General features: G+C 44.6%; 4 protein-coding genes. All 4 read left to right on the forward strand.

The features are described from left to right. The first annotated feature begins 631 nt into the window (after positions 1-631). The 4 genes from HP401_RS04020 (at position 632) to HP401_RS04035 (ending at position 25,045) form a co-directional block, all read left to right on the forward strand. Positions 632-7,753 (forward strand): amino acid adenylation domain-containing protein, encoded by a 7,122-nt coding sequence (locus tag HP401_RS04020; protein ID WP_173604154.1) that lies wholly within the window; start codon positions 632-634, stop codon positions 7,751-7,753. A gap of 10 nt (positions 7,754-7,763) precedes the next feature. Continuing rightward, a complete protein-coding gene (locus HP401_RS04025; protein ID WP_173604155.1) occupies positions 7,764-14,135 on the forward strand; it encodes a non-ribosomal peptide synthetase in 6,372 nt (2,123 codons plus the stop codon). An 80-nt stretch (positions 14,136-14,215) separates the two neighbouring features. Then, positions 14,216-16,258, forward strand: a complete 2,043-nt coding sequence (locus HP401_RS04030) for a condensation domain-containing protein (protein WP_173604156.1) — start codon at positions 14,216-14,218, stop codon at positions 16,256-16,258. An 18-nt stretch (positions 16,259-16,276) separates the two neighbouring features. After that, positions 16,277-25,045 (forward strand): non-ribosomal peptide synthetase, encoded by an 8,769-nt coding sequence (locus tag HP401_RS04035; RefSeq protein ID WP_173604157.1) that lies wholly within the window; start codon positions 16,277-16,279, stop codon positions 25,043-25,045. Positions 25,046-25,049: the final 4 nt, after the last annotated feature.

Here is a 25,049-nt window from a genome sequence, read left to right on the forward strand (position 1 = left end):
TTTGACATAAAATTCTGACATGATATAATATCTATAAATGTAAAAAGATTACAATTCATACTTGATATGGTTAATTTTCTGCGATTCTTTCCTAACAACTCCTTTGCATTTCAACAAGCTTCCCTCCTTTCATAGAGTCAGTAGCTAGTTTAGCAACTCTGATTCGAAAGAACCATTTCTCATGATCAAGTGCAGTGTCCTGCATTGGTTTGATTACACATAACAACATCCTCACTCTACACTCCATCTCCCATCATAGCAATCCAATCAACTAGTGTATAAAGCGCTAATCATTCAACTCCCACATGAAATCTAAACTCCAATTCACCTAAAAAGAAGAGTCACCCCGCGGCGAGATTACAGTCGTGGGCTAGAATTGTCGATTCATCAAACTGTCATTCTTGGTATTCTTCCAATTGCATACTCCACAAGCGTGTCAGCACTGACAAAGACCGATTATCAGACGCTGGCCTGATTATTTCATATGCTGTGCGATGAAGCCACTCATTGATTCCTTTGCAGACATTGCTAAGAGGAGGGGAGGTGTCGTGTTGATTAATCAGAACAGGTGAGGATCTTCGCTCGTTTTGGAGATTCCCATCATTACCAAACGCGAAAAGGGAGGATGACCATGTCCATGGAAGAGCAAAAGAACCATTGGCTGTCAGAATTAGCTGGAGAAGCTCCATTGCTACAGCTTCCGCTAGATATCTCCAGGCATCACCATACTGGATATGCGGGCGAGACTCAAACGATTGATCTTTCAGATACGGTGAGCAAGCAAGCCATACAGGTGGGGATACAAGAAAAGGCCGATCTGTTTACTGTACTGTTAGCTGCCTATCACAGTTATCTTTACAGGTATACGGGTCAAAAGGATATTCGGATTGGTGCGGTGAGAGACTCTGCGTTTTGGATAAATCGAGTCCTTGTTGATGGAGCTATGAATTTTAAACAGCTACTAACCGAGGGCAAGGATAAAGCAGAGAAGGGACAGATGTTCGCAAGTCTTTCAGCAGCCACGCCATTATTTCATACCTTATTGAGAGTCGGAAAAGCCGGAAATGTAGTCACGATAGACAAGCTTTCTATCGAGTACGACGAGTCAACTGTAGATTTGCGTGTGGATGTTGAAGAGGCAGACGTCTTGCGCATATCTTTCACCTACAATGCCAGATTGTTTACACAAGAAACCATCCGAAGAATGCTGGAGAACTTTTGTAACTGGATGGAACAGGTTGTAACGAATAGGGAAACACCTGTCGATCAATTGCGATTGATCTCCAAAAGTCAGGAAAGAGAATTGCTAGACGAGTGGTGCAGGAGTGACGAGGCTTTTGAGCTTCCTGATACCATTTTAGCTGCCTTTAATTGCCAAGCTAATCGTCATCCAGATGCCATCGCACTCGTTTTCCGGCAAGAGGAAGTTACCTACAAGGAATTGGATATACGCTCGAATCAATTGGCCCATCATCTTAGAAAGATAGGTGTTACGAGTGAGACGCTCGTTGGCATATGCCTGGAGCGCTCCATTGAAATGATCGTGAGCATCTTGAGCGTGTTGAAAGCAGGAGGCGCTTACGTCCCGATGGACCCTGCTTATCCTGTTCAAAGACTCCGCTATATGATAGAAGATGCAGAATTTCCAATCGTCATCGCGGATGAAGCATCTGCCGCGAGAATACCTGACGGAATAAAAACTATTAATTTATCTGATGATTCTGAAACAATCTCGAGTGAAAGCATGGAAAAGCCTGAAAACCAAGTGAATGGTAACGATCTGGCCTATGTAATCTATACTTCGGGCTCGACTGGCAATCCGAAAGGGGTCATGATCGAACATCGCTCCATCATGAATTTTCTTCAAACACTGGAGAAGCGTAGTGAACTGACGAATACAGACAGAATCTTGCAGAAAACGTCTATTTCTTTTGATGCGTCTGTCTGGGAGCTCTATTGGTGGATGGTGAAAGGTGCGAGCTTGTACATCCTCCCTAACGGCGAAGAGAAAGACCCTGCCCTGCTGGTAAAAGCAGTGGAGAGATATAACATTACCCATCTTGAGTTTGTGCCATCCATGTTAAAAGTAGTCTTGGATTATATCGAGAATGATTGTATGTCCCCTGCCCTATCCTCTCTGAAATATGTCACTGCCGGTGGGGAAGTGCTTCCACCTCAAGTTGCCCAGAAATTTACGCATCTACTGACTATTCCTCATGGGACAATCTTATATAACACCTATGGTCCAACGGAAACTACCGTCGAAGTTGCCAGCTACAAATGTATGCCTGAGGATCATCGCTCTTTGATCCCCATTGGAAAGCCAAACTGTCAGACACAATTGTACGTATTCAATGAGCATTTACAAATCCAACCCGTCGGAGTGGCTGGCGAGCTCTATATTGGTGGAGCAGGTGTAGCAAGGGGGTATTTAAACCGTCCTGAATTAACCGAAGAGCGTTTCATTGCCAATCCTTATCGTCCAGAGGCAGATTCGCGATTGTATCGAACGGGAGATTTGGCTCGGTATGCAGCCGACGGTAATCTGGAGTATCTTGGTCGCAATGACAATCAGGTCAAGGTGAGAGGATACCGGATTGAGCTTGAGGAAATTCAAACGATTTTAAGCACTCATCCATCTATTGAGCAAACCATTATAGTGGCCCAAAAGGATTCCTATGAAAATAACAAGCTTATCGCCTATGTGATAGGGTCTGGAAGCATAACGGAATGGCGTGATTATTTGAAGGCTCAGCTTCCGGAGTATATGGTTCCAGCGTATTTTGTGAAAATGGATGTTTTCCCGCTTATGCCCAGCGGAAAAATTGATATAAAGTCACTGCCAGAGGTAGGAAATAGCAGACCGCATATTTCAGCAGAATTTAAAAAACCGGAAACAGAACTGGAAATGCAGCTCTTGGACATTTGGAAGGATTTGTTTGGATATGAGGAGATTGGTGTAGAGGATAATTTCTTTGAATTAGGCGGACATTCACTGTTAGGGACGCAGGTTATAGCAAGAATCCGCGCAGTCTTCAAAAAAGAACTCCCGTTGTCTACCCTGTTTCAATATCCGACAATCCGAAGCATCATGCCAGTCATCAATGCCGCAGAGGATACATACTCGATGGATGCGTTTCCTGCCATAAGCAGGGCATCACGAGACAGAGATTTGCCGCTTTCTTATTCGCAGGAGAGAGTGTGGTTTTTAGAACAGTTAAGCTCCAATAATTTGGCTTATATCTTTCAGGCAACCATGAAAGTGCGAGGGATGCTAGATATCCCCATTTTGAATCAATGTTTTACCGAGATTGTACGTAGACATGAAATATTTCGAACCGTTTTTCTTGAGAAAAATGGGCGGCCGTATCAGGTCATTTATGAACCATTCGATGTGAAATTGCCCGTTATTGATGTTTCTCATGTACCTGAGAGTGATCGTGCACGTGAAGTGCAGAGATTGATTCGAGCAGAGATCAAGAAGCCGATCGATATTTCGCAGCTGCCGTTGGCTAGATGGCTGGTTTACAAGATCTCTGATAGGGAATCGGTCATTCTGTTTGTAGAGCATCATCTGATTCATGATGGATGGTCGTTCCGAAAATTCCTGAAAGAACTTTTTACGCTGTACAGTGCGTATCTGGAGAATAAACCATCTCCACTCGCGGAATTGCAGATTCAATTCGCAGATTATTGCGTGTGGCAGAACGAGATGTTTAAACGAGGCAAGGAGAATAAGCAGTTAACATACTGGAAGAATCTGTTGAACGGAGCCAACGGGATTCTGGAACTGCCAACCGACAGACCACGCCCGGTCAATCAAACATTTAACGGGAACATGTTCACCCATTTAATACCGGAAGAGTTGTATCTTCAATTGCGTGATTACTGCATGAAAACAAATACGACCTTATTTATGGTCATGATGGCTGCCTTTCAGACATTGCTGCATCGGTATTCGAATCAGGAAGATATTATCGTAGGTTCGGGTATCGCGAATCGGCGCTGGAAAGACACCGAAGACTTGATCGGGATGTTTGTAAACAATATTGTGATTCGGACGCAGTTTACCGATCAGATGACGTTTCAGGATGTTTTGCAAGCAGTCAAAATGTCAGCATTGGAAGCCTATGAGAATCAAGAAATTCCATTCGATCAGGTAGTCGATGCGTTAAAACTGAAGCGCGATCAAAGCCGGAACCCTGTATTCCAGGTCATGTTTAGCTTTCAAGACACGAAAGTTACCCATTTACCTGTATCCGATTTGAATATTCAACTCACCGAAGGCATTAGCAACGGATCGGCAAAATTTGATATTAACGTGGTAGTGACGAACCACTCCGAGCTCTCCGATTCTCTATTAACGAAGGAGGAATACGGGAGTATCAGCTTGGATTGGGAATACAATACGGATTTGTATGACGAATCTACCATGCGCCGCATGATTGAGCACTATATAGAATTGCTGAAAAGTGTTCTTACCCACAGTGACCAGACGCTCCATTCTATGCCAATGTTGACCGTGTCTGAGCAGAATCAAATACTTCAGAAGTGGAATGACACTTCTGTTGCGTTTGCGGATCAGAAAACCATTCATCAAATTTTCGAGGAGCAAGCTGAACGGACACCAGAGCAAATCGCGGTCATATTTGAAAACGAGCAGTGGACTTATCGGCAGATCAACCAGCGTGCCAACTTCCTGGCAATAAGATTGCGAAACTTGGGAGTGAAACCGGATACATTAGTCGGGTTAATGATGGAACGTTCACCTGACATGATGATTGGTATCCTTGGCATTTTAAAAGCTGGTGGCGCTTATATGCCGATGGACACGATGGCACCGAAAGAAAGACTGTCCTATATTCTTCAGGATAGTGATACGAAAGTAGTCGTCATGCAAGAGAAATTCAGGACAGCGATCGATTTCAATGGTCCGGTTCTGTACTTTGGTGAGAATATGCCTGAGCAAGAAGTAGAATGCGACAATCTTGAACCAGTTGCTCACTCGACAAATTTGGCTTACGTCATCTACACCTCAGGCTCGACGGGAGCACCAAAAGGCGTCATGATTGAACATCGCTCTGTCGTCAATCGCATGAACTGGATGGTTCATCGCTATCCTATGGGCGAACACGACACGATCATGCAAAAAACTCCCTATTGTTTTGATGTTTCGGTAACCGAATTAGTTTTATGGTTTTTCACCGGAAGCAAGCTATGTTTTCTCGCTCCTTATGCTGAAAAAGACCCGGAGCTGATTGTAAAAACGGTCGCCAAACACCAGATCACGTATATTCACTTTGTTCCATCAATGCTCAGCATCTTTTTAGACCATCTGGAAAGCAACGATTGTGCGGAAGAAATCAAAAGCTTACAGCGCGTGTACACGACTGGGGAGGCTTTGACTACGGAGCAGGTTCAACGTTTTCATCAATTGATTCAACAGCGGAATCAAACGACTCTCCACAATCTGTATGGTCCGACGGAAACGACCATTGAAGTGACCTACTATGATTGTCACGCGGACAGTACGGTCATTCCCATTGGGAAACCGATTGATAATACGCAGGCTTATATCATGAACAAAGAATGTCACTTGCAGCCCGTTGGCGTCATGGGAGAGTTGGTGATTGGGGGCGTAGGGCTTGCTCGAGGGTATGTAGGAAAGCCCGAGCTGACAGCAGAGCGTTTTATCCCAAATCCATATGGTCGTTTATCGGCAGAAAAAATGTACAGGACAGGAGATTATGCGCGGTGGATGCCAGACGGCAATATTGAGTATATTGGCCGATTGGACAACCAAGTGAAGATTCGCGGGTATCGAATTGAATTGGGAGAGATTGAAGCGCTCATGAGGAAGCAGCCAGGCGCAGGGGAAGTCGCTGTGATAGCCCAAGAATTTGAGCCGGGAGATAAACGGTTAATTGCCTATTACAGTGGTACCACATCGGTCGAAGAGTATAAGCTCCTTCTGCAGAAACAGCTGCCACCTTACATGCTTCCTTCGTATTTTGTACAGGTGGAGAAAATGCCGCTCACATCAAGTGGCAAATTGGATCGCAAAGCTTTGCCACTACCTGACAGCCATACGGTAAGCCATCACTATTCAGCCCCTCGCAACACAACAGAGGAATTACTATCACTCATATGGAGCGACATTTTGCACATCGACCAAATTGGCGTATCTGATTCGTTCTTTGATTTGGGAGGCCATTCTCTATTAGCGACGCAGGTCGCCTCGCGCATACGAGAAGTGTTCGGTCAGCATCTCCCTCTGCGAGATATTTTCGAATGCCCGACCATCGAGAGCCTGGCCAAGCGGATATCCGAATTGCGCTTAGGCGGAAAAGCGGCTCAATTGCCCGCATTGCACCAAGTGGATAGGACGAAACCGATTCCGCTATCCTTTGGGCAGCAGCGGCTATGGTTTTTTGACCAACTGGAGCCTGGGAGCAACGTCTACAACATTCCGTATGTCTGGCGTTTAAGCGGTGCTTGGGACGTTAGCGGATTGGAAAAAGGCTTTAACCGATTGATTGAACGTCATGAAATGCTTCGTACGGTATTCGCAAAACAAAATGATACCGCTGTACAGCTCGTCAAGCCTTATCAACCGATATCGTTGCCTGTCATTGATCTCAGCCATCTCTCTATGGAAGAAGGGGAAAGGAACGTCACTCATCATATTCAACGGAATGCTGAGCGCGTATTTGACTTGAGTCAAGGGCCGCTGATTGAAGCGGAGCTGATTAAAAAGAAAGAGTCTGAGTATGTTCTTTTGTGTGCCGTTCATCACATTGTTTTCGATGGTTGGTCAGAGGATATTTTGCTGGACGAGTGGATGGCTTTCTATGAAGAAGCAGTCAGTGGCACGCCAGCCGATCTACCGCCATTGGCTATTCAATACGGGGATTATGCAGTATGGCTGAGGGATTGGTTAACGGATGAGACAGTAAACGAGCAGCTGGTGTATTGGAAAAATGAGCTGGCGGGTGACCTTCCCGTGTTACAGTTGCCATTCGATCATCCACGGCCAGTCATTCAAAGCTATAGAGGGGATATGCAGCATATACAAGTGGAGCCTGCCTTATTAGCGAAAGTAAAAGCATTCAGCAGACAGGAAGGGACAACCCTGTTCATGACCTTACTGGCAGCTTACCAAGGCTTCCTCTCCCGCTATACCGGACAAACAGACATTTTGGTCGGTAGTCCGGTCGCCAATCGCAATCGCAAAGAAATGGAAGGATTGATCGGGTTCTTTGTAAACACGCTTGTTTACCGGGTGAATGTAGAAGAAGGGCCGAGCTTCAGGCAATTGGTCACCCAAGTCAAGGAAAAAGCATTGCGTGGACAAGAGAATCAGGACGTACCGTTCGAAAAAATAGTAGAAGCCCTTCAACCAGAACGAAATACAAGCTACTCACCTGTTTTTCAAACGATTTTTACAATGAATACTCATCTGCGAAATGTAAAGGAATGGCCGAATCGAAAAGTTGAGCCTGTGACGCTTGCCATCAAAGTTGCCAAATTTGACTTGTCTATTTCAATCGAAGTGATGAATGAGCACTCTGTATTGTTTTCGTTTGGATACAATGTGGATTTGTTTGAGTATGCCACCATAAAACGAATGATCGGGCATTTTGTGAATTGGCTAGAACAAGTGACGACATATCCTGACGAGAGCATAGAAAACTTGCGGCTCATTACCGAGGATGAAGAAAAACAATTGCTAGAACTATGGAGGAGCAATTAGGAGGGGCTGTATGAACAATTCCATCACTGCATTCTTTGAGGAGCAGGTTGAACTTCATCCTGACAACATCGCTTTGCTATGGAAGGATGCCTCACTCACTTATCAAGAGCTGAATAGCAGGGCCAACAAGCTGGCAAATTATTTGAAAAAGTGTGGGGTAGGGACGGAAAGCAAAGTCGGCTTGTATATGGATCGTTCGTTCGAAATGATCATCAGTATGGTAGCGATTTTAAAGGCTGGCGGGGCTTATGTCCCGCTTGATCCTGCCTACCCTGAGCAGCGAATCCATTATATGCTGCAAGACGCAGGCATTACGATAGTACTCGCACAAGAAAGCTTGGTATCGCGGCTGCCAGAAGGCTTGAAGGTCGTATGCCCTGAGTGTGACCAACTAGCGATTAGCATGGAATCAGATGCGAATTTGGAGCAGCATGCCGCTCCAGAAAGCCTTGCGTATTTGATGTATACTTCCGGCTCGACAGGAAATCCGAAAGGGGTACTCATTCCTCATCGCGGCGTGATCCGGCTCGTTAAACATGTATCTTATGTATCGCTTACGGCAGAAGAAACTATGCTGCATATGGCGTCGATTTCATTTGATGCATCCACCTTCGAGGTATGGGGCAGCTTGCTAAATGGAGCGAAGCTCGTTGTTTTTCCATACAAGGAGCTTGATCTTGGCGAGATGGGGCAGGTATTGCGTGATTATCGAGTCAGTACATTATTGTTAACAGCAGGAGTCTTTCATCAACTGATTGATTTCCATCTCGAGGATGTAAAAGGGTTACGTCAATTGCTGGTGGGTGGGGATATTATGTCCCCCAAGCACGCTCAAAAGGTAGTAGACAACTTGTCTGATACGTTATTGATCAATTGCTATGGTCCTACGGAAACCACGACATTTGCCACCTTTTATCCAGTAACAGATAGAAGCGCCATCCAACACTCCGTTTCGATCGGTCGCCCTATCAATGACACAGAAGTGTATATCTTAAACGACAAGCAAAAGCTTGTGCCTGTTGGTCTTGTAGGGGAAATGTACGTGGGGGGCAAGGGACTGGCTCTGGGATATTGGAATCGACCCGAGATTAATCAAGAGAAATTTATTAAACATCCCTTTGATCCAGACCCGGAAGCTATCTTATACAAGACGGGTGACATGGTGAAATATGTGCCTGATCGAGGACTTGAATTTATCGGACGAAAAGACAACCAAGTAAAAATAAGAGGGTACCGTATCGAACTGGGCGAGATTGAGACCGTCTTGAATCAGCCGGAAGACGTCAGGGAAGCCATCGTCATTGCACAGGAATATGGAGCTGACGATAAAAGGCTCATCGCCTATATGGCTGGAGATGGAGAAGTCGAACAGTGGAAAAAGTATGCAAGTACGCAATTGCCTCCTTTCATGGTTCCGTCCTATTTTGTGAAAATGGAAGCATTTCCACTTACCACGCAAGGAAAAGTGGACCGAAAGGCGTTGCCATTGCCAGAAACCGTCATGATGGAGGAGGAATTTGTTGCACCACGTACCGCGACAGAGAGTCGGATAGCATCCATTTGGAGTGAGACTTTAAAAGTGGAACGAGTTAGTATCCACTCCTCCTTTTTTGATTTAGGCGGTCACTCTCTGCTTGCGACACAGCTCATATCCCGCATGGAGGACGCTTTCCAGCTGTCTATACCGTTGCGAATCTTGTTTGAATGTCCGACGATCGCGAGTTTACATACAAGAATAATGGAGCTCAGTCAGAATGGAAAAAGAGAGCGGATACCAACGATTACGAAAGCGCCGCATACAGAAAAGTTCCCATTATCTCATGCACAGCAGCGTTTATGGTTTTTGCATCAATTGGAACCGGATAGTACAGCTTACAACGTTCCTCATATTTGGCGTTTGACTGGACCGTGGAATGCAAGTGCGCTGGAAAAAGGATGGAATGCGCTGCTTTCTCGCCATGAAATATTGCGTACAGTTTTTCCGAATGAAAATGGTCAACCTTTCCAGGCTGTCCAACCATATCAGTTTACACCCTTGCCTGTCATCGATCTGAGAGAACGAACCAAGGCCTCGCAAGAAGACCAACTCAACGACTGTATTGAGCAGGAAGCAAGCATCAGGTTTGATTTGCATCGAGGCCCCTTGATTCAGGCAAAATTGATTGCATTAGGGGAAGAAGAGTCCGTTCTGCTGTGTACCATGCACCATATCATTACGGACGGATGGTCTGAGGAAATTTTATTGAAAGAATGGCTGGCCTTCTATGAGGAGGCACAGGGTGGAAGTCGTGCGGAGTTTGCTGCCCTACCGATTCAATATGCCGATTTCTCTGTATGGCAGCGTGAATGGCTGTCGGACGATGCGATAGATCTACAGCTAGATTATTGGAAAGCGGAACTGTCTGGAGAGCTTCCCGTCTTGCAATTGCCAATTGATCGGCCTAGACCTGCGATTCAAGGTTATGCAGGAAGTATGCATAAAACCGTGCTGCCATCGACGTTGCTTGAGAAATTGAAAACCGTAAGCCGGCAAGAGAATGCGACTTTATTTATGACCCTGTTGGCAGCATATCAAAGCTTTTTGTCCAGATATACCGGACAGTCGGATATTTTGGTGGGGAGCCCTGTAGCGAATCGAAATGTAAAAGAAATTGAGGGATTAATTGGATTCTTCGTAAACACGCTCGTATATCGGGCAAGTTTTCAAGACGGTCCTACCTTCAGACAACTGCTTGCTCGCGTAAAAGAAAAAGCCCTTCTGGCACAGGAAAACCAAGAAGTCCCATTTGAAAAAATCGTAGAGACGCTTCAGCTTGAACGCAATACAAGCTACTCCCCGGTTTTTCAGACCATGTTCACGTGGGCTGAATTGTCATCGAATGTTTACCAATCGTCTGCCGGAGCGTTGGAAATCATGCCCGTTCGTCATAACGTTTCAAAATTTGATATCGAGTTGTCCATGGGTGAGTCTGAAGCTGGTCTGATCATGAACATGATCTATAACACGGATTTATTTGACCAAGCAACCATAGGAAGAATGGCTGTTCATTTCGAAAATTGGCTGCAAGAACTGGTGAATGCACCGGACGCTCCGATTGCATCGCTCGAATTGTTACCCAAGGATGAGCGTCACAAAATCGTAGGGGATTGGAATCGGACAGAAGCAACTGTTCCGGAGAATACATGCTTGCATGATTTGTTCATCGAACAGGCAAAAAAGACTCCGGATCGAATCGCTGCCGAAATGGGCAGTGAAGCGATAACCTATCGGGAACTGGACAGGCGTTCTAACCAGCTGGCGCATTATTTGATTACGCTCGGGGTTCTATCCAATACACCTGTCGGGCTATGCATGAATCGCTCCCTTGAACTTGTCATATCGATTCTCGGCATCGTAAAGGCAGGCGGAGCATTTATTCCCTTAGATACCGAGCTGCCGGAAGCAAGGATGGCTCATTTGCTGGAAAGCTCAAAAACGAATATTTGCATAACAGAACAGGAATTCAGGCATCTGTTCGAGCAAGCGACGCATGTTCAATGCATAGAGCTAGAGGTAGACAAGGAAAAGATAGCAAGCATGCCTGAGGGATTGCCGGAGCAAACCGTAAAACCGACGGATTTGGTTTCAATTTATTACACATCAGGATCGACGGGCATTCCGAAAGGGGTGGAAAACCTCCATGTCGGATGGGTTAATCGAATGCTATGGATGCAGCGCCAACATGGCTTGGAGCAAGGGGAGTCCGTCCTGCAAAAAACAACACTAACATTCGATGATGCAGCTGTTGAGTTTTTCTGGCCGTTGTCTGTAGGCGGTCGGATCTCACTGATGGAGCCGTGGTTGCATCGAGATCCAGAGGCAATTATTCAGGCAGCTATTCAGTATCAGGTGGCATGCATTCAATTTGTGCCGAGCATGCTCAGCATGTTTGTCGATGCCCTTACACCTGATGATGCAGCAAAATTGGGGACATTAAAAAATGTTATCTCCAGTGGAGAAGCGCTATTACCGGAAACAGTAGGCAAGTTCTATCGGAAATTGAACGCCAAGCTCCATAATACTTGGGGGGCAACAGAGGTCTCAATTGACTCTACCATTTATACCTGCTCACCCGAAGACGCGTTTGGGAAGGACTGTGTCAGTGTAGGAAAGCCGATTGACAACAACAGAATATACATTCTGGACAAAAATTTAAACCCGGTTCCGATTGGTGTCATAGGCGACCTTTATATCGGTGGTCTGGGACTAGCAAGAGGTTATTTATACAATCCCGAAAAAACCAAGGAAGCTTTCATAGAGAATCCATTTGTAGTAGGGGAAAGAATGTATCGAACCGGAGACAAAGGATATTACTTGCCTTCCGGAAATATCAAATTTGTTGGCAGACAAGATAATCAAATCAAGATAAGAGGAATCAGGGTTGAACTAGGGGAGATTGAGTCGACATTAAGCAGATTTCCGTCCATTCGTGAAGCAGCCGTAATTTCCGTTCAAAACGACAGGGGTTCTACAGAGCTGGCTGCGTATATCGTGGGCGAAGGGGATATAAACGATTGGCGCACCTTCCTGAAGGGGCAATTACCTGCTTATATGATTCCGACCTATTTCACAAAGCTGGACAGCATCCCGAAAACAACAAGCGGAAAAATTAATCGCAACGCACTGGAATTACCCGTGATGAAACCATCCGACTCCTCCATCGCTGCACCACGTACGATTCCTGAGGAGCTTATCCACTCCATCTGGTGCAATATCTTGCAGATGAATCAGATTAGTATCAAGGACTCCTTCTTTGATATAGGTGGGCATTCCTTATTGGCAACCCAAGTGATATCCCGTATGAGAGCGGTTCTGGGAATGGACATCCCCTTGCGAACCATATTTGAGTTTACGACGATCGAAGCTCTAGCAGCCCGGATAGCTGAGATCAAGCAAGGCAGCGAGTCGAACACCCGTATTCATGAAGTTTCACGAGTAGAGGATCAGCCGGGTCAGTCATTATTTGAAGTATCCCACGGCCAAAGAAGACAATGGTTCCATGCAAAATTCAGTGACCAGGAAGCAGTGGGAGGGGTGTACCTCTTTGAAGTTGAGGGCCCTGTTGATAGTCAGGTTCTGTACAAATCTATGGGTCTCATGTTTGAACGGCACAGAATTATGCGTACGACGATCATAGAAAAGGAAGGGCAATTGTATCAAAAAGTGCATGATGACCTGAAGGCGGATAACGAGTATGCGGACTTGTCTTCCTTATCTGTTACGGAAGGCGAGCAACGTATCAAAATGGATTTGGAATCTGACTTGTACAAGCCATTTGATTTTTCCCGAGAGTCTTTCTTTCGGATGAGGTTATATCGAGTCGCACCAACGAAGCACTTTTTCCTCTTGGGCACTCATCATATTGGATTTGATGGCTGGTCGTTAGATGTGTTTATGAATGATTTGGCGGACGTGTATCAACAAGAAAATAGCGGGGGGCATCGTCCGTTTTCCAAACCGCTGGATTATATTGATTACACCTTGTGGCAGCAGGCGCGGTTACAAAAGGGAGAATTGAATCGGCAGCGGGACTATTGGTTAAAACAACTGCAACAAAATGTCGCTGCACCGCTCATACCGAGAGATGCACATCCATTCACTCACGACAACCAGATTTCAAATGTAACGTCGCTTCCCATTGAACCAACGACAGTGCAGTCGCTATCAGAATTGACTCGAATGGCCGGCGGTACCGTGTATACGACCATGCTTACGGCGTTAAATATTTGGCTTTCGCTCATTACGGACCAAACGATCATTACTGTCGGATCTACTTTATCTGGCCGTACCCAGACGGACCTCGAAGGAATTATTGGTCCTCTTATCAATCCCGTTGCCATGCGCACAGATTTGTCCGGCAACCCAACCGTTTTGGAAATGTTGAAGAGAACGAGAGAAACGGCGTATGCGGCGTATGAGAATCAAGAGTATCCGTACAATATGGTCGTAGAGGATCAACTAGCCGCGAAGGGCCTGAAGAAGAATTTGTATTCCGTTGTTTTTATTGGACAACAAGCCTCGAATAGTTTAATTGAATTAAACGGCATTATCTACAGGTATTGTCCGTTAAATCGTTTCCTGGATGAAACGATGGTCAAATCATATGAAGGAAGCCATTTTATAAAAGATGATCAATTGGATATGATGTTATTTTTGTCCACGAATCATGACCAGCTCACATTTACTGCACAGTATAATGCGGATGTATTTAGCAGGAATGCCATGGATACGTTTATGAGTCAAATCGAGTACATCCTATGCCAAATGACTGAAAATCCAATGCAGCGTTTATCTCAATTGAAATTGGCGGAAGAATACGATTTCAATGAACTGTTCAGCTAACGGCTTGATTGCTTGTTCGGGCATGCTGGTGAAAGCCGCATGCCCAACCATTACGCAGTAAAGTATCGGGGTGATCATGAATGGATCAGAGAACCTTTATCAAAACAATCGCTCTGTCTGAAACACAAAAAGATTACTTTATTCACTATTTGGTACACCCGACAAGTGCTTTTTATCATGAGCAGTTTCTTTTCAGATTCGAGCAGCGACTAGATGTAACGATGACGATACGTACGCTTACCGAGATCGTGAAGCGTCATGAAATCAATCGGTCCATTTTTGTGTTAGAAGACGAGCCCATCCAAAAAGTCTACAGCGAGCCTATATTGGATTTTGAGCATGTGGCTTCTGAGGACTGGGACGACAAGACGATTCGAGCATTTCTGAATCAGGAACTGAGCAAGTCGTTTCAGTTGGACGAGGGGCCGTTATTCAGTTGCAGATTGCTGGATTATAAAGAGATGGGCAGCATTCTAAGCTTTAAGTACCACCACATCTGCTCAGATGGGTGGAGTGTTTCGCTCATGCTCGATGAATTTACGATGATCTATCAACAGTTGATAGCAGATCAAGAGCTTGTGATACAACCGTCCACACATCATTATGCGGATTTTGTTGAGTGGGAACTGAATTATTTAGCTAGCCAAGAAGGAGAGGAAGCGAGAGCTTTTTGGAAAAAGAAGCTGGGCGGACCTCTTAAGAGGCTAGAGTTGCCGATGGATAAAACTCGTCCCAGTACTCCGTCGTTTAAAGGCGGGATTTCTTTCTTTACGTGCAAACACGAGCTTCGCGATGAGATGATAGCTTACCGTAAAAATCATCACTATCAAACGGATGTTATTTATTTGTCTCTCTTCCTTGCTTTTCTTTCTCGTATTTCAGGCCAAGATGACATTACTATCGGTGTACCTAGATTTGGCAGGCCCCAAAAGGAGTTTTATTCCATCATGGGACCATGTCTTGTAATGCTGCCACTCCGAATCAAAATCCCGAAGAATTGTTCATTTAAAGAGTTAGCCCGACTTGTTCAAGAAGAGTTGTCATTATGCTCCCAGTATCAAAACTACCCATTTTCTCTGATAGCAGGAGAGCTGGATTATGATCGCGATAAAAAATATTCGTCATTTTTTTCAACCGCTTTTGTCCATCAAAAAGCGATTAAGCAAGATGGGGCCTATTTTGTGGGCAATGCCCAAAATACGTTTCAAAGCAATGACTTAACAATCAGTTCTTATCCTATTCATAAAAATATATCCCAGTATGATTTATGTTTTGTGGTTGAAAAGGACAACCAACAGGACATATTGGCAGGATTTGAATACAATACGGATATTTTGAATGAAGAAACGGTCGTCCAATGGATTGCCGATTTTGAAGCCACCAGTCTATTTCTTTTGAAAAATGATAGCGAAAATATCCTGATGCTAAAAAGCCAAGCGAAAAAAGACTACTGGACGAAGAACTTTGTCAATTTGCCATCCTTTAAAATATTGCCTGAGGATGGAAGCAGTCTTTCTAGCGATTCCACTGTGTTCGAACGGGAGAAGTTTGAAATAACAGGGTTGCTGTCGACTCAAATATCCCGTCTGGCCCAATCTTGGGACAGCTCATCGTTTGAGATTTTCATGAGTACATTTTTGGTACTTTTGCATGCTGAAAGCGAGAAGGAGGATATAGCCCTAGCATTTCGGGCGGATTGTGATCAGCAACAAGGAATTTCCTTCCTATTGCTACGAACGGATTTATCAGGAAATCCACTTTTTTCTGAGCTAGTTCTGCAAGTACAGCGCCAGGTAAAAGAAGCCTATCAATATAAAGACGGCTTGGAATTGTTGCTACATGGACAACCTGAGCCGCAAATTTTGTTTGAAATGAACGAGGAAGAACCACAATCCACGATTGATTTTCAATTCCGCATCCACGAGTCACAAGGTCAACTGCATGGAACCATTACCTATCATGCAAATGTACTCAAGGGGGAGACCGCACAAAGAATGTTATCCCAATATGAATACGTATTGCAAAGTGTGATAGCCCAGCCGCATCAACGAATCCGTGAACTAGTCAGTCATCTAAACAGCCAATTTCTTTCCAATGATGATTATGAGCAACTATTCCTTTAGTGAAAGAGGTGCACGGGCTTGCAACATTTAACAAAAGAAAATGTAGGGGAAGTAATTGAGCTTTCGAAGGTGCAGAAGCAATTCTTACGCCAAGACATGATAACAACGGTGCGCTATCTGATCAAACAGCCTATCGAAAGGGAAAGAGCTCAAGAAGCGTGGAATGAATTAGTCAGTGAGACGCCGCTAATGCGAACGGTTTTTCGTAAACTAAAAAATAAACATGTACAAGTGGTTTTAAAGCAATTCCCGATTTCTATTGACTGGCACGACCTGCGAGGATTATCTCCTGAACAACAGGAGCAAAGGTATCTTCTTGAGAGGGCGTCCCATCAGGAGCCTATTACCTTTGAGGAAGGTCCATTGATCCGACTATCTGTAATGCAGATGGAGGAAAATCAAACGGTTATCATTTGGACCAATCATACATTGTGTATGGACGATGTCAGTCGCGGGCTTCTTCTGGAGGAATGGCTAAAGAGAGCAAAGGGCAATTATTCATCTAATAAGCATCGAACATCATTCAAAGACTATTTTATCTGGGAGTCAAGTCAAGATGGCTCCAGAACGAAAAGCTATTGGATAGATAAAATCAATCACAATGATAACGAGTCAGTTTTTTATCCAGTACAGGGTCAGGGTGCACAAAAGGAAGCGAATCAGCAGACCAGCTGCCATGCTGTACTTTCCGAACCATTATCCCAAACAATCAAGAGCATGGCATTCAAACAAGGCGTCTCGATTGAAGCTGTCTTTCAGGCTGCTTGGCTGCTGTTATTAAATATGTATAGCGGGGATGAAAAGGTAGCGATTGGTGTTACCGTCTCTGGGAGACCTGAGTCACTGGAAGGGGCAGATACCATTATTGGGCCATTGGCTCACAGTTTGCCAGTCTTCATGACATTACATGCGAATCAAAACGTGTGTGATTTTGTAAAAATCGTTCAGATAAGCTGGGAAGAATTGCAGCAAAATCAGTTCATTACACAAGAGATGATTCGTAACTATGCTGGAGTCCCGGAAGATCATCCTTTAATCGGAACAACAGTGACGGTAGTGAGTGGTGTAGGAGATGATTATGAATCGGTCGTCCTTTATCGAGGTGGCCTTCCCTCGCTCGAAATAATGGTGAAGGTTGGCCAGTCCATACAAATTCAATTCATTCATCCCCATACTTCTGCCAAGCGCGATCTGGAAAGGCTACAGTCCCATTACATCCGTATACTTGAGCAGGTTTGCTCGGATTTCGAAATGAAAATCAGCGATCTAAATGCCATGACGGATGAAGAGCAAAACATGATGACGAACGTGATGGGCAATTTTACGAAGTCACATCGAAACATGGATCAACTGGCTCAGCAAATAATAGAAGAACAGGTTAAGCGCAATCCTGATGCTATCGCTGCTGTCTATATGAACCACTCTATTACCTACAGAGAATTGAATGAGACTTCCAATCGTTTGGCTCATTGGCTCCGCAGAGAAGGATTTGGTAGAAATGATCTGGCTGCCATTTTATTAGAGAGAAGCATCGATATGTTGGTTGGCATTCTGGCCGTTCTAAAAGCAGGGGGATGCTATGTTCCGCTAGATACCGCCCACCCTGATCAACGATTGGTTACGATTCTGGAAAATAGCAAGGCGAAAGTTATACTAACCGAGGCGAGTTATCAGTCACGCAGCATGACATTGGCATCGGAAGTAGCGCAAAAACCTATCGTGTTTTGCTTGAACGAGGGAAACGGCGTAAGTCCGGATAAGACTTCTTTACAAACATCGGATACGAATGATCCTGAGATCATTAATGCCTATGATGATTTGGCAAATGTCTTTTTTACTTCGGGTTCTACCGGTATACCAAAAGGAGCAATGATTGAGCACAGAGGAATGTTGAATCACCTTTTTGCAAAAATCGATGTGCTCGTCCTGAGCCAAGACAGCATTGTTGTACAGAATGCTTCCCATTGCTTCGATATATCGGTGTGGCAATTCCTGGCTCCCCTGATGGTAGGGGGCAAAGTGGTGATTTATGACAACGAGACAGCAACAGACCCGGAATTATTGTTTCATTCCATAAGCCGTGACAAGGTAACGGTGATTCAAATGGTTCCTGCAATGATTGAAGCCGTGCACAACACTGCGCTGGCTCACTCTCAGGAACAACAAGCCTTGCCACACTTGCAATATATGATCTCTACTGGTGAGGGACTACCGGTAACACTGTGTAAAAAGTGGCAGACCTTGTATCCTGAAGGCATTGTAGTGAACACATATGGAGCCACAGAATGCTCGGATGATACGATGCATGAAATCATTGATCGTTCTTATCAGCATGATGATTATCCGTATGTTGCGTTGGGCAATTCCATCGGCCATATGAAGCACTATTTGCTGGACAAATGGATGCGTCCGGTTCCCACTGGTTGTGTGGGAGAAATCTACATTTCCGGGATGGGAGTAGGGCGGGGATACGTAAATGATCCCGAACGTACCGAGCACGCATTTTCAGAGAATCCCTTTTTGAAAGAGAAAAAAGAAAGACTTTATAAAACAGGCGATTTGGGACGTTATTTGCCTAGTGGAAGACTTGTATTCGTGACGCGTGCCGATTTCCAGGTGAAAGTACGCGGACATCGGATTGAGCTTGGCGAGATAGAAAGTGCCCTTTTACGTCATGAGAGCGTTAGACAATGTGTCGCGGTCGTAAGCAAAGATAGGAATGGAGACAATCGAATCGTCTCTTATGTTGTCCTGCATGAAAAACAGGATGATCAGGAGTTCCAGCAATATCTCAAAACGATTCTGCCGGAATATATGATTCCAGAGTGTATCATGATCCTCGATGCGATGCCTCTTAATCGAAACGGAAAAGTAGATAAAAAAGCATTGCCAACAGTGGATACGGTTCAAACCAAGAATGAAGCATATGTCGAACCTCGTAACGATTTGGAGCGAAGGTTAGCAGCGATCTGGAGTACAGTGCTCAGTATAGATGATATGGGGATCGATGATGATTTTTTTCAACTTGGCGGACATTCCATGAAAACCATTCAAGTTCGCTTGCGAATGAAAAAAGAGTTGGGCATTGAAGTTACGATCAAGGATTTGTTCGAGCATCGAACGATTCGAGAGTTATCCTCCTTACTGGCTCACAGGGAAGAGTCAGCAAGTGGTCAGCTCCATACTAGTCAGGAGAGAACGACAATTCACAAGGCAGAGGAGAAGGATTACTACCCGGTTTCACATGCGCAACGGAGATTATTTTTTATTCAGCAGCTGGAGCCTCAAAGTACGGCATATAATATGCCGACGATTTACCATATAACGGGACCCTTGAAGGAGCGTATTTTGCATAAGGCATTTTCGCTCTTGGTTCAAAGGCATGAGGTACTGCGAACGAAATTCCTGGTAAAAGACGGACATCCGGTGCAACAGGTGCTGCGGAATCATGATTTTACCTATTCATTTGTTGACGTTTCCAAGCAGTCAGAAGCCGCGAAGCAAAAAGCCATTCAACTGATCATGCAACAAGAGTCGGAGACGTACTTTGACTTAGAGAGCGATGCACTGTTTCGCGTGAAGTTATGTAAGGTGACCGAAGAAAAATATACATTGTTGCTGAACATGCACCACATGATCAGCGATCAGTGGTCATGGGGGATCTTACTGAAGGATTTCTGTCAGATTTACGAATCCTTGCAGCAAGGGATCGATCCCGTATTACCTGCCCTGCACATTCAGTATAAAGATTATGCAGTCTGGCAAAATCATGCTATCAATCACGGAGAGCTGGCAGAATCAGAAGCGTACTGGTTGAAGACGTTCCAAAAAGAAATTCCTGTATTGGACTTGCCTACAGACTATCAGCGTCAGCCCGTCCAAACATTTTTCTCGGCAGTGGAATCTTATCATCTTCCAGAAAATATCTTCGGTCGTATGCGGGAGATTGCTCAGCAGTATGATGCATCCATGTTTATGGTGACTTTATCCGTTGTCGGCATTTGGCTGTCCAAGCTGACCAATCAACAGGATATTATCATCGGTACTCCGGAAGCGGGAAGAAACAACATGGATATCGAAGAAGTCATCGGATTTTTTGTGAACACCCTTCCTTTAAGGCTTGAAGTGAATATGAAACATACTTTTGTTGAAGCGCTTCAGGCTTGCAGACAACTGGCGCTGGAGTCATACGCGCATAATGAATACCCATTCGATAAAATGGTGGAGAAAATTAACCCTGAACGAGATGTGAGCCGCAACCCTATTTTTTCTTTTATGTTCCAGTATATTGAAAAATTAGAGGAAGACAGAAAAATAAGCGGCTTGGAAATGAAGGCAGTTGAATCCTATAATTCCATGACGAACTTTGACTTGTCGCTTGTATGCCTGGATCAAGAAGATGGGGCGAGTCTTAGCATTGAATATCGGACAGATTTATTTCAGCCAGAAACTGTTCAACGGATGCTTGGATATTTGCATAACATCATCGAACAAGTAGCGAATCAGCCAACTATTTTTCTCAAACAGATAGAGTTATTGTCCGTGGAAGAAAAACAGGCTGCGGTAAGCAGATTTATAGACGTTCATTTTACCAACGGGGATGAAAACAAAACGATCATTGAACTGTTCGAAGAGCAAAGTGCGAGAACGCCAAATCACATTGCTGTCGTTTTTGAAGAGCAAGAGCTGTCCTATTCCGCACTGAATAAACGGGCGAATCAACTGGCGCGAACATTGGTAGCGGAGGGTGTCTGCGCCAATCAATTGGTTGGCATCATGGCTGAGAGATCGATTGAGATGATTGTCGGTGTATTGGCGATTTTAAAAGCAGGTGGAGCCTACATTCCGATTGATCCTGATTATCCGGAAGAACGGATTCGGTATATGCTAGAGCATTCGGGAGCGGAAGTTTTCCTACTGCATCAAGCATTAAGAGAGAAAGTCGATTTTGACAAAAAAATAATTGTACTCGATGACCATGAATCCTATCATCATGAGCATACAAATTTGGGATTATCCATACAGTTCGACCAGCTAGCCTATGTCATTTATACATCAGGTACAACGGGAAAGCCGAAGGGAGTCATGATCGAGCACCAACAGCTTCAAGCGCTTGCACAGGCATGGAAGCAAGAATACAAGCTGGACGAATTCCCGGTCCGATGTTTGCAATGGGCGAGTTTTGCTTTTGATGTTTTTACTGGAGATTATATAAGGAGTCTGTTATACGGCGGAAAGCTGGTCATTTGCCCAGCGGACGCAAGAATTGATTTGGAACGGATTTATCAGCTAATGGAAAAGCACGAAATCAACCTGTTTGAATCCACACCGGTCCTTCTGATCCCTCTCATGAACGATATTTATGAGAAGGGCCTCAACATGGATTTTATGAAAATACTCATCCTTGGATCGGATCAATGTCCGCTACATGTATTCCACACCCTTGTAGACAGGTACGGCCACACTATGCGCATCATTAACAGCTATGGCGTGACGGAGGCAACCATTGATGCTTCCTATTACGAGAAAGAGACTCAGCAAGATTACAAGTTTTTACCGATCGGCAAGCCGTTGCCAGGAGTGAACATGTATATTTTGGATGCGAACGGCAATGTAGTGCCTGTGGGGATTCCTGGCGAACTGTATATCGGTGGACGGGGAGTAGGAAGGGGATATTTCAAGCAACCAGATTTGACGAATGAAAAATTTGTTCAGAGTCCGTTTTGTTCGGGTGAAAAATTGTATAAGACAGGAGATATGGCTCGATGGCTCCCCAGCGGAAATATCGAATTTTTAGGGCGATTCGATAATCAAGTCAAGATACGTGGCAATCGCATCGAATTGGAAGAAATCGAAGCGGAATTGTTAAAAACGAGCGATATTCAAGAAGCTGTCGTTATCCCAAAAGAGGATGAATCAGGTCAAAAGAGGCTGGTTGCTTTTTATGTGGCGGCGCAAGAGGTGGAAGCGAGCATGGTGAGAGAGGCGCTACGAAAAACGTTGCCGGCGTACATGGTACCTTCTTATTTTGTTCAGTTAGATGAAATACCAGTGACCCCAAATGGAAAGATTGATCGAAAAGCGTTAACAGAACTCAACATAACGCTGCGTAGTGATAGGGAATTCGTTGAACCGAAAACAGAGATCGAAAAGATATTGGTATCAGTATGGCAAGACGTTTTGCATGAGAAGCAGATTGGGATTTTGGATAATTTCTTTGAGCTTGGCGGGGACTCTATTAAGTCCATACAAGTTGCTTCTCAATTGTCAGGCTTGGGATACAAGATGGAGATCAGAGATCTGTTTAAATCTCTAACCATTGCAGAACTGGGTACAAGACTGAAACCGATAAAACAAAAAATTGATCAGCGAGATATCGAAGGTGCTGTACAGTTGACCCCGATTCAGCATTGGTTTTTTCAGGAGCACAATCAGCATCCCCATCACTATAACCAATCTTTTATGCTCTATCGAAAAGACCGGTTTGATGAGAGGCTGGTTCGCAAAGGAATTGAAAAGCTCCTGCAACACCATGATGCTCTACGCATGGTATTCCGCGAAACGGAGACGGGCTATCAAGCCTATAACCGAGGGGTCAGCGAAAGCGACGACATGTACAGTCTGGAAGTGTGGGACTACCGAAATATAACCGATGCAAATATACAGCAAGTGATGGATGCACAATGCACCGCTATACAATCCCGTCTTCATATTTTTGATGGTCCACTTATTCGGTTAGGGCTATTCCAATGCGAGAATGGCGATCATCTGCTGATGGCAGTTCACCATTTACTCGTAGATGGGGTATCGTGGCGAATACTAATCGAGGATTTCAATCGAGCGTATCTACAGCTCCTTCAAGACAAGGAGATGACGCTGCCTCTTAAGAGCGATTCTTACCAATTGTGGGCACAAAAGCTGAACGAATATGCCCATAGCGATAGAATCGAGGTCGAACGTGCTTATTGGAATCGTATCGAGGGGATAGAACTTCAATCGTTGCCAACCGATTACGTTGAATGGAAACCTCTTCGGAAGCAAACCAGGACAAAAACAATCGTGATGGATGAGCAACAGACCAGGGAATTGTTGAAACAGGCCAATCGCGCTTATCACACGGAAATTGATGAGTTGTTGTTGTCTGCAATCGGGGTGGCCTTTAAAAAATGGGCGAATATCGATCGATTCGCCATCAATATGGAAGGGCACGGCAGGGAATCGATTCTACCTGATGTGGAGATAAACCGAACAGTGGGATGGTTTACAAGTGAATATCCCGTGATTGTAGACGTTGGCAACGAACAGGATCTGTCTGCTATCATCCATAAAATGAAAAAGGATGTGCGCCAAATTCCTCACAAAGGGATTCACTACGGGATATTGAAATATTTGGCGGCAAATCCCCGAAAGAACAACATAAAGCCTGAGGTCAGCTTTAATTATTTGGGGCAGTTTGATCTGGATCGAAAAGAGGAGGATGGCGACATCCAATTGTCGACATTTTCTGGTGGCGAATCAATGAGTCTGGATCAGTCCCGAGAATGCAAGATCGATATTGAGTGCGTTGTATTACATGGTCGTTTTCATTTTATGGTAGCTTACAGTGAGAATCAGTATAAAAATGAAACCATAGACGAATTAATGGCATGCCTTCAGGAGAGCTTATGTGAAATCATTCAACATTGCTTGACGAAAATACACAACAGTACTGACCGCGGAATCCCCGGGGAATCGGTAGATTTCGAGGGAGTGGTAGACCGATTTTTTGATGCTTCTAGGATGAATGATATTCCTGGTGCCGTCGTAGTTGTCGTCCATCATGGTCAAGTGCAGCTAAAGAAAGCATATGGATATGCGAATCGAAACGAAAGAGTGCGGATGAGTGCGGATGAAACGGTAATGAAGGTAGGCTCGATATCCAAAATTGTCACAGTCGCAGCCATCTTCCAACTCGTGGAGCAGGGACTTATTGGATGGAACGATGATATTCAGCCGTATCTAGATGATATGGAAATACCGAGAAAGGTTGAAGGACCACTGACGGTTGAGCATTTACTCAGCTACACAGCAGGATTTGACGAGCCGTTTACGGGAAATGACCAAAGCTACCATTACGGCGAGCGTGAGTCCGTAACCTTGCAGGAATACATTCAACGCTATATGCCAACAGTTATTTATCAACCTGGGGAACAATACTGCAATGAGAATTTCTCTTTTATGCTGGCAGGGTATTTAGTAGAAAGAGTGACTGGAGTTCCCTTCCATCGCTATGTCAGTGATAAATTATTTAAGCCTCTCGAAATGAGAAGGAGCAGTTTTCTTTTGCAGCCAGAGCTGGAGGCAAAGTTGGCAACAGGCTATGATCTGGAAAATGATCCGATTCAAAGGTACGATTTTAGCCCTGCGGACTCTCCTGATGGCAGTCTGCTCTCAACTGGGGACGATATGGCAAAATGGATGCTGACGCTATTAAACAAAGGCGCTTATGGGACTGAAAGGGTACTAAATGAAGATTCGATTAGCAAAATGTTCGCAAGTAAAGCGGTGCCTCACCCACAAGGGGCTTATACAGGGTATGGCTTCACTGCGAAATTCCATCCTGATTATGTCCATGAAAATATTTTAGCGAAAGCAGGCGAGGTAATCGGGTATAACTCCTTCATGTGGTTGCTGCCAGAAAAGAATCTGGGAGTGTTTATTAGTACGAATAAAAATCAATTTAACAAAATAGAATTTTTTGATTATTTTATGAAGAACTATCAACCTGCAGAAACGATATCCATTTAATTGG

It is taken from the genome of Brevibacillus sp. HB2.2 (genome assembly GCF_013284275.1).
GTDB classification, from domain to species: Bacteria; Bacillota; Bacilli; order Brevibacillales; family Brevibacillaceae; genus Brevibacillus; species Brevibacillus brevis_D.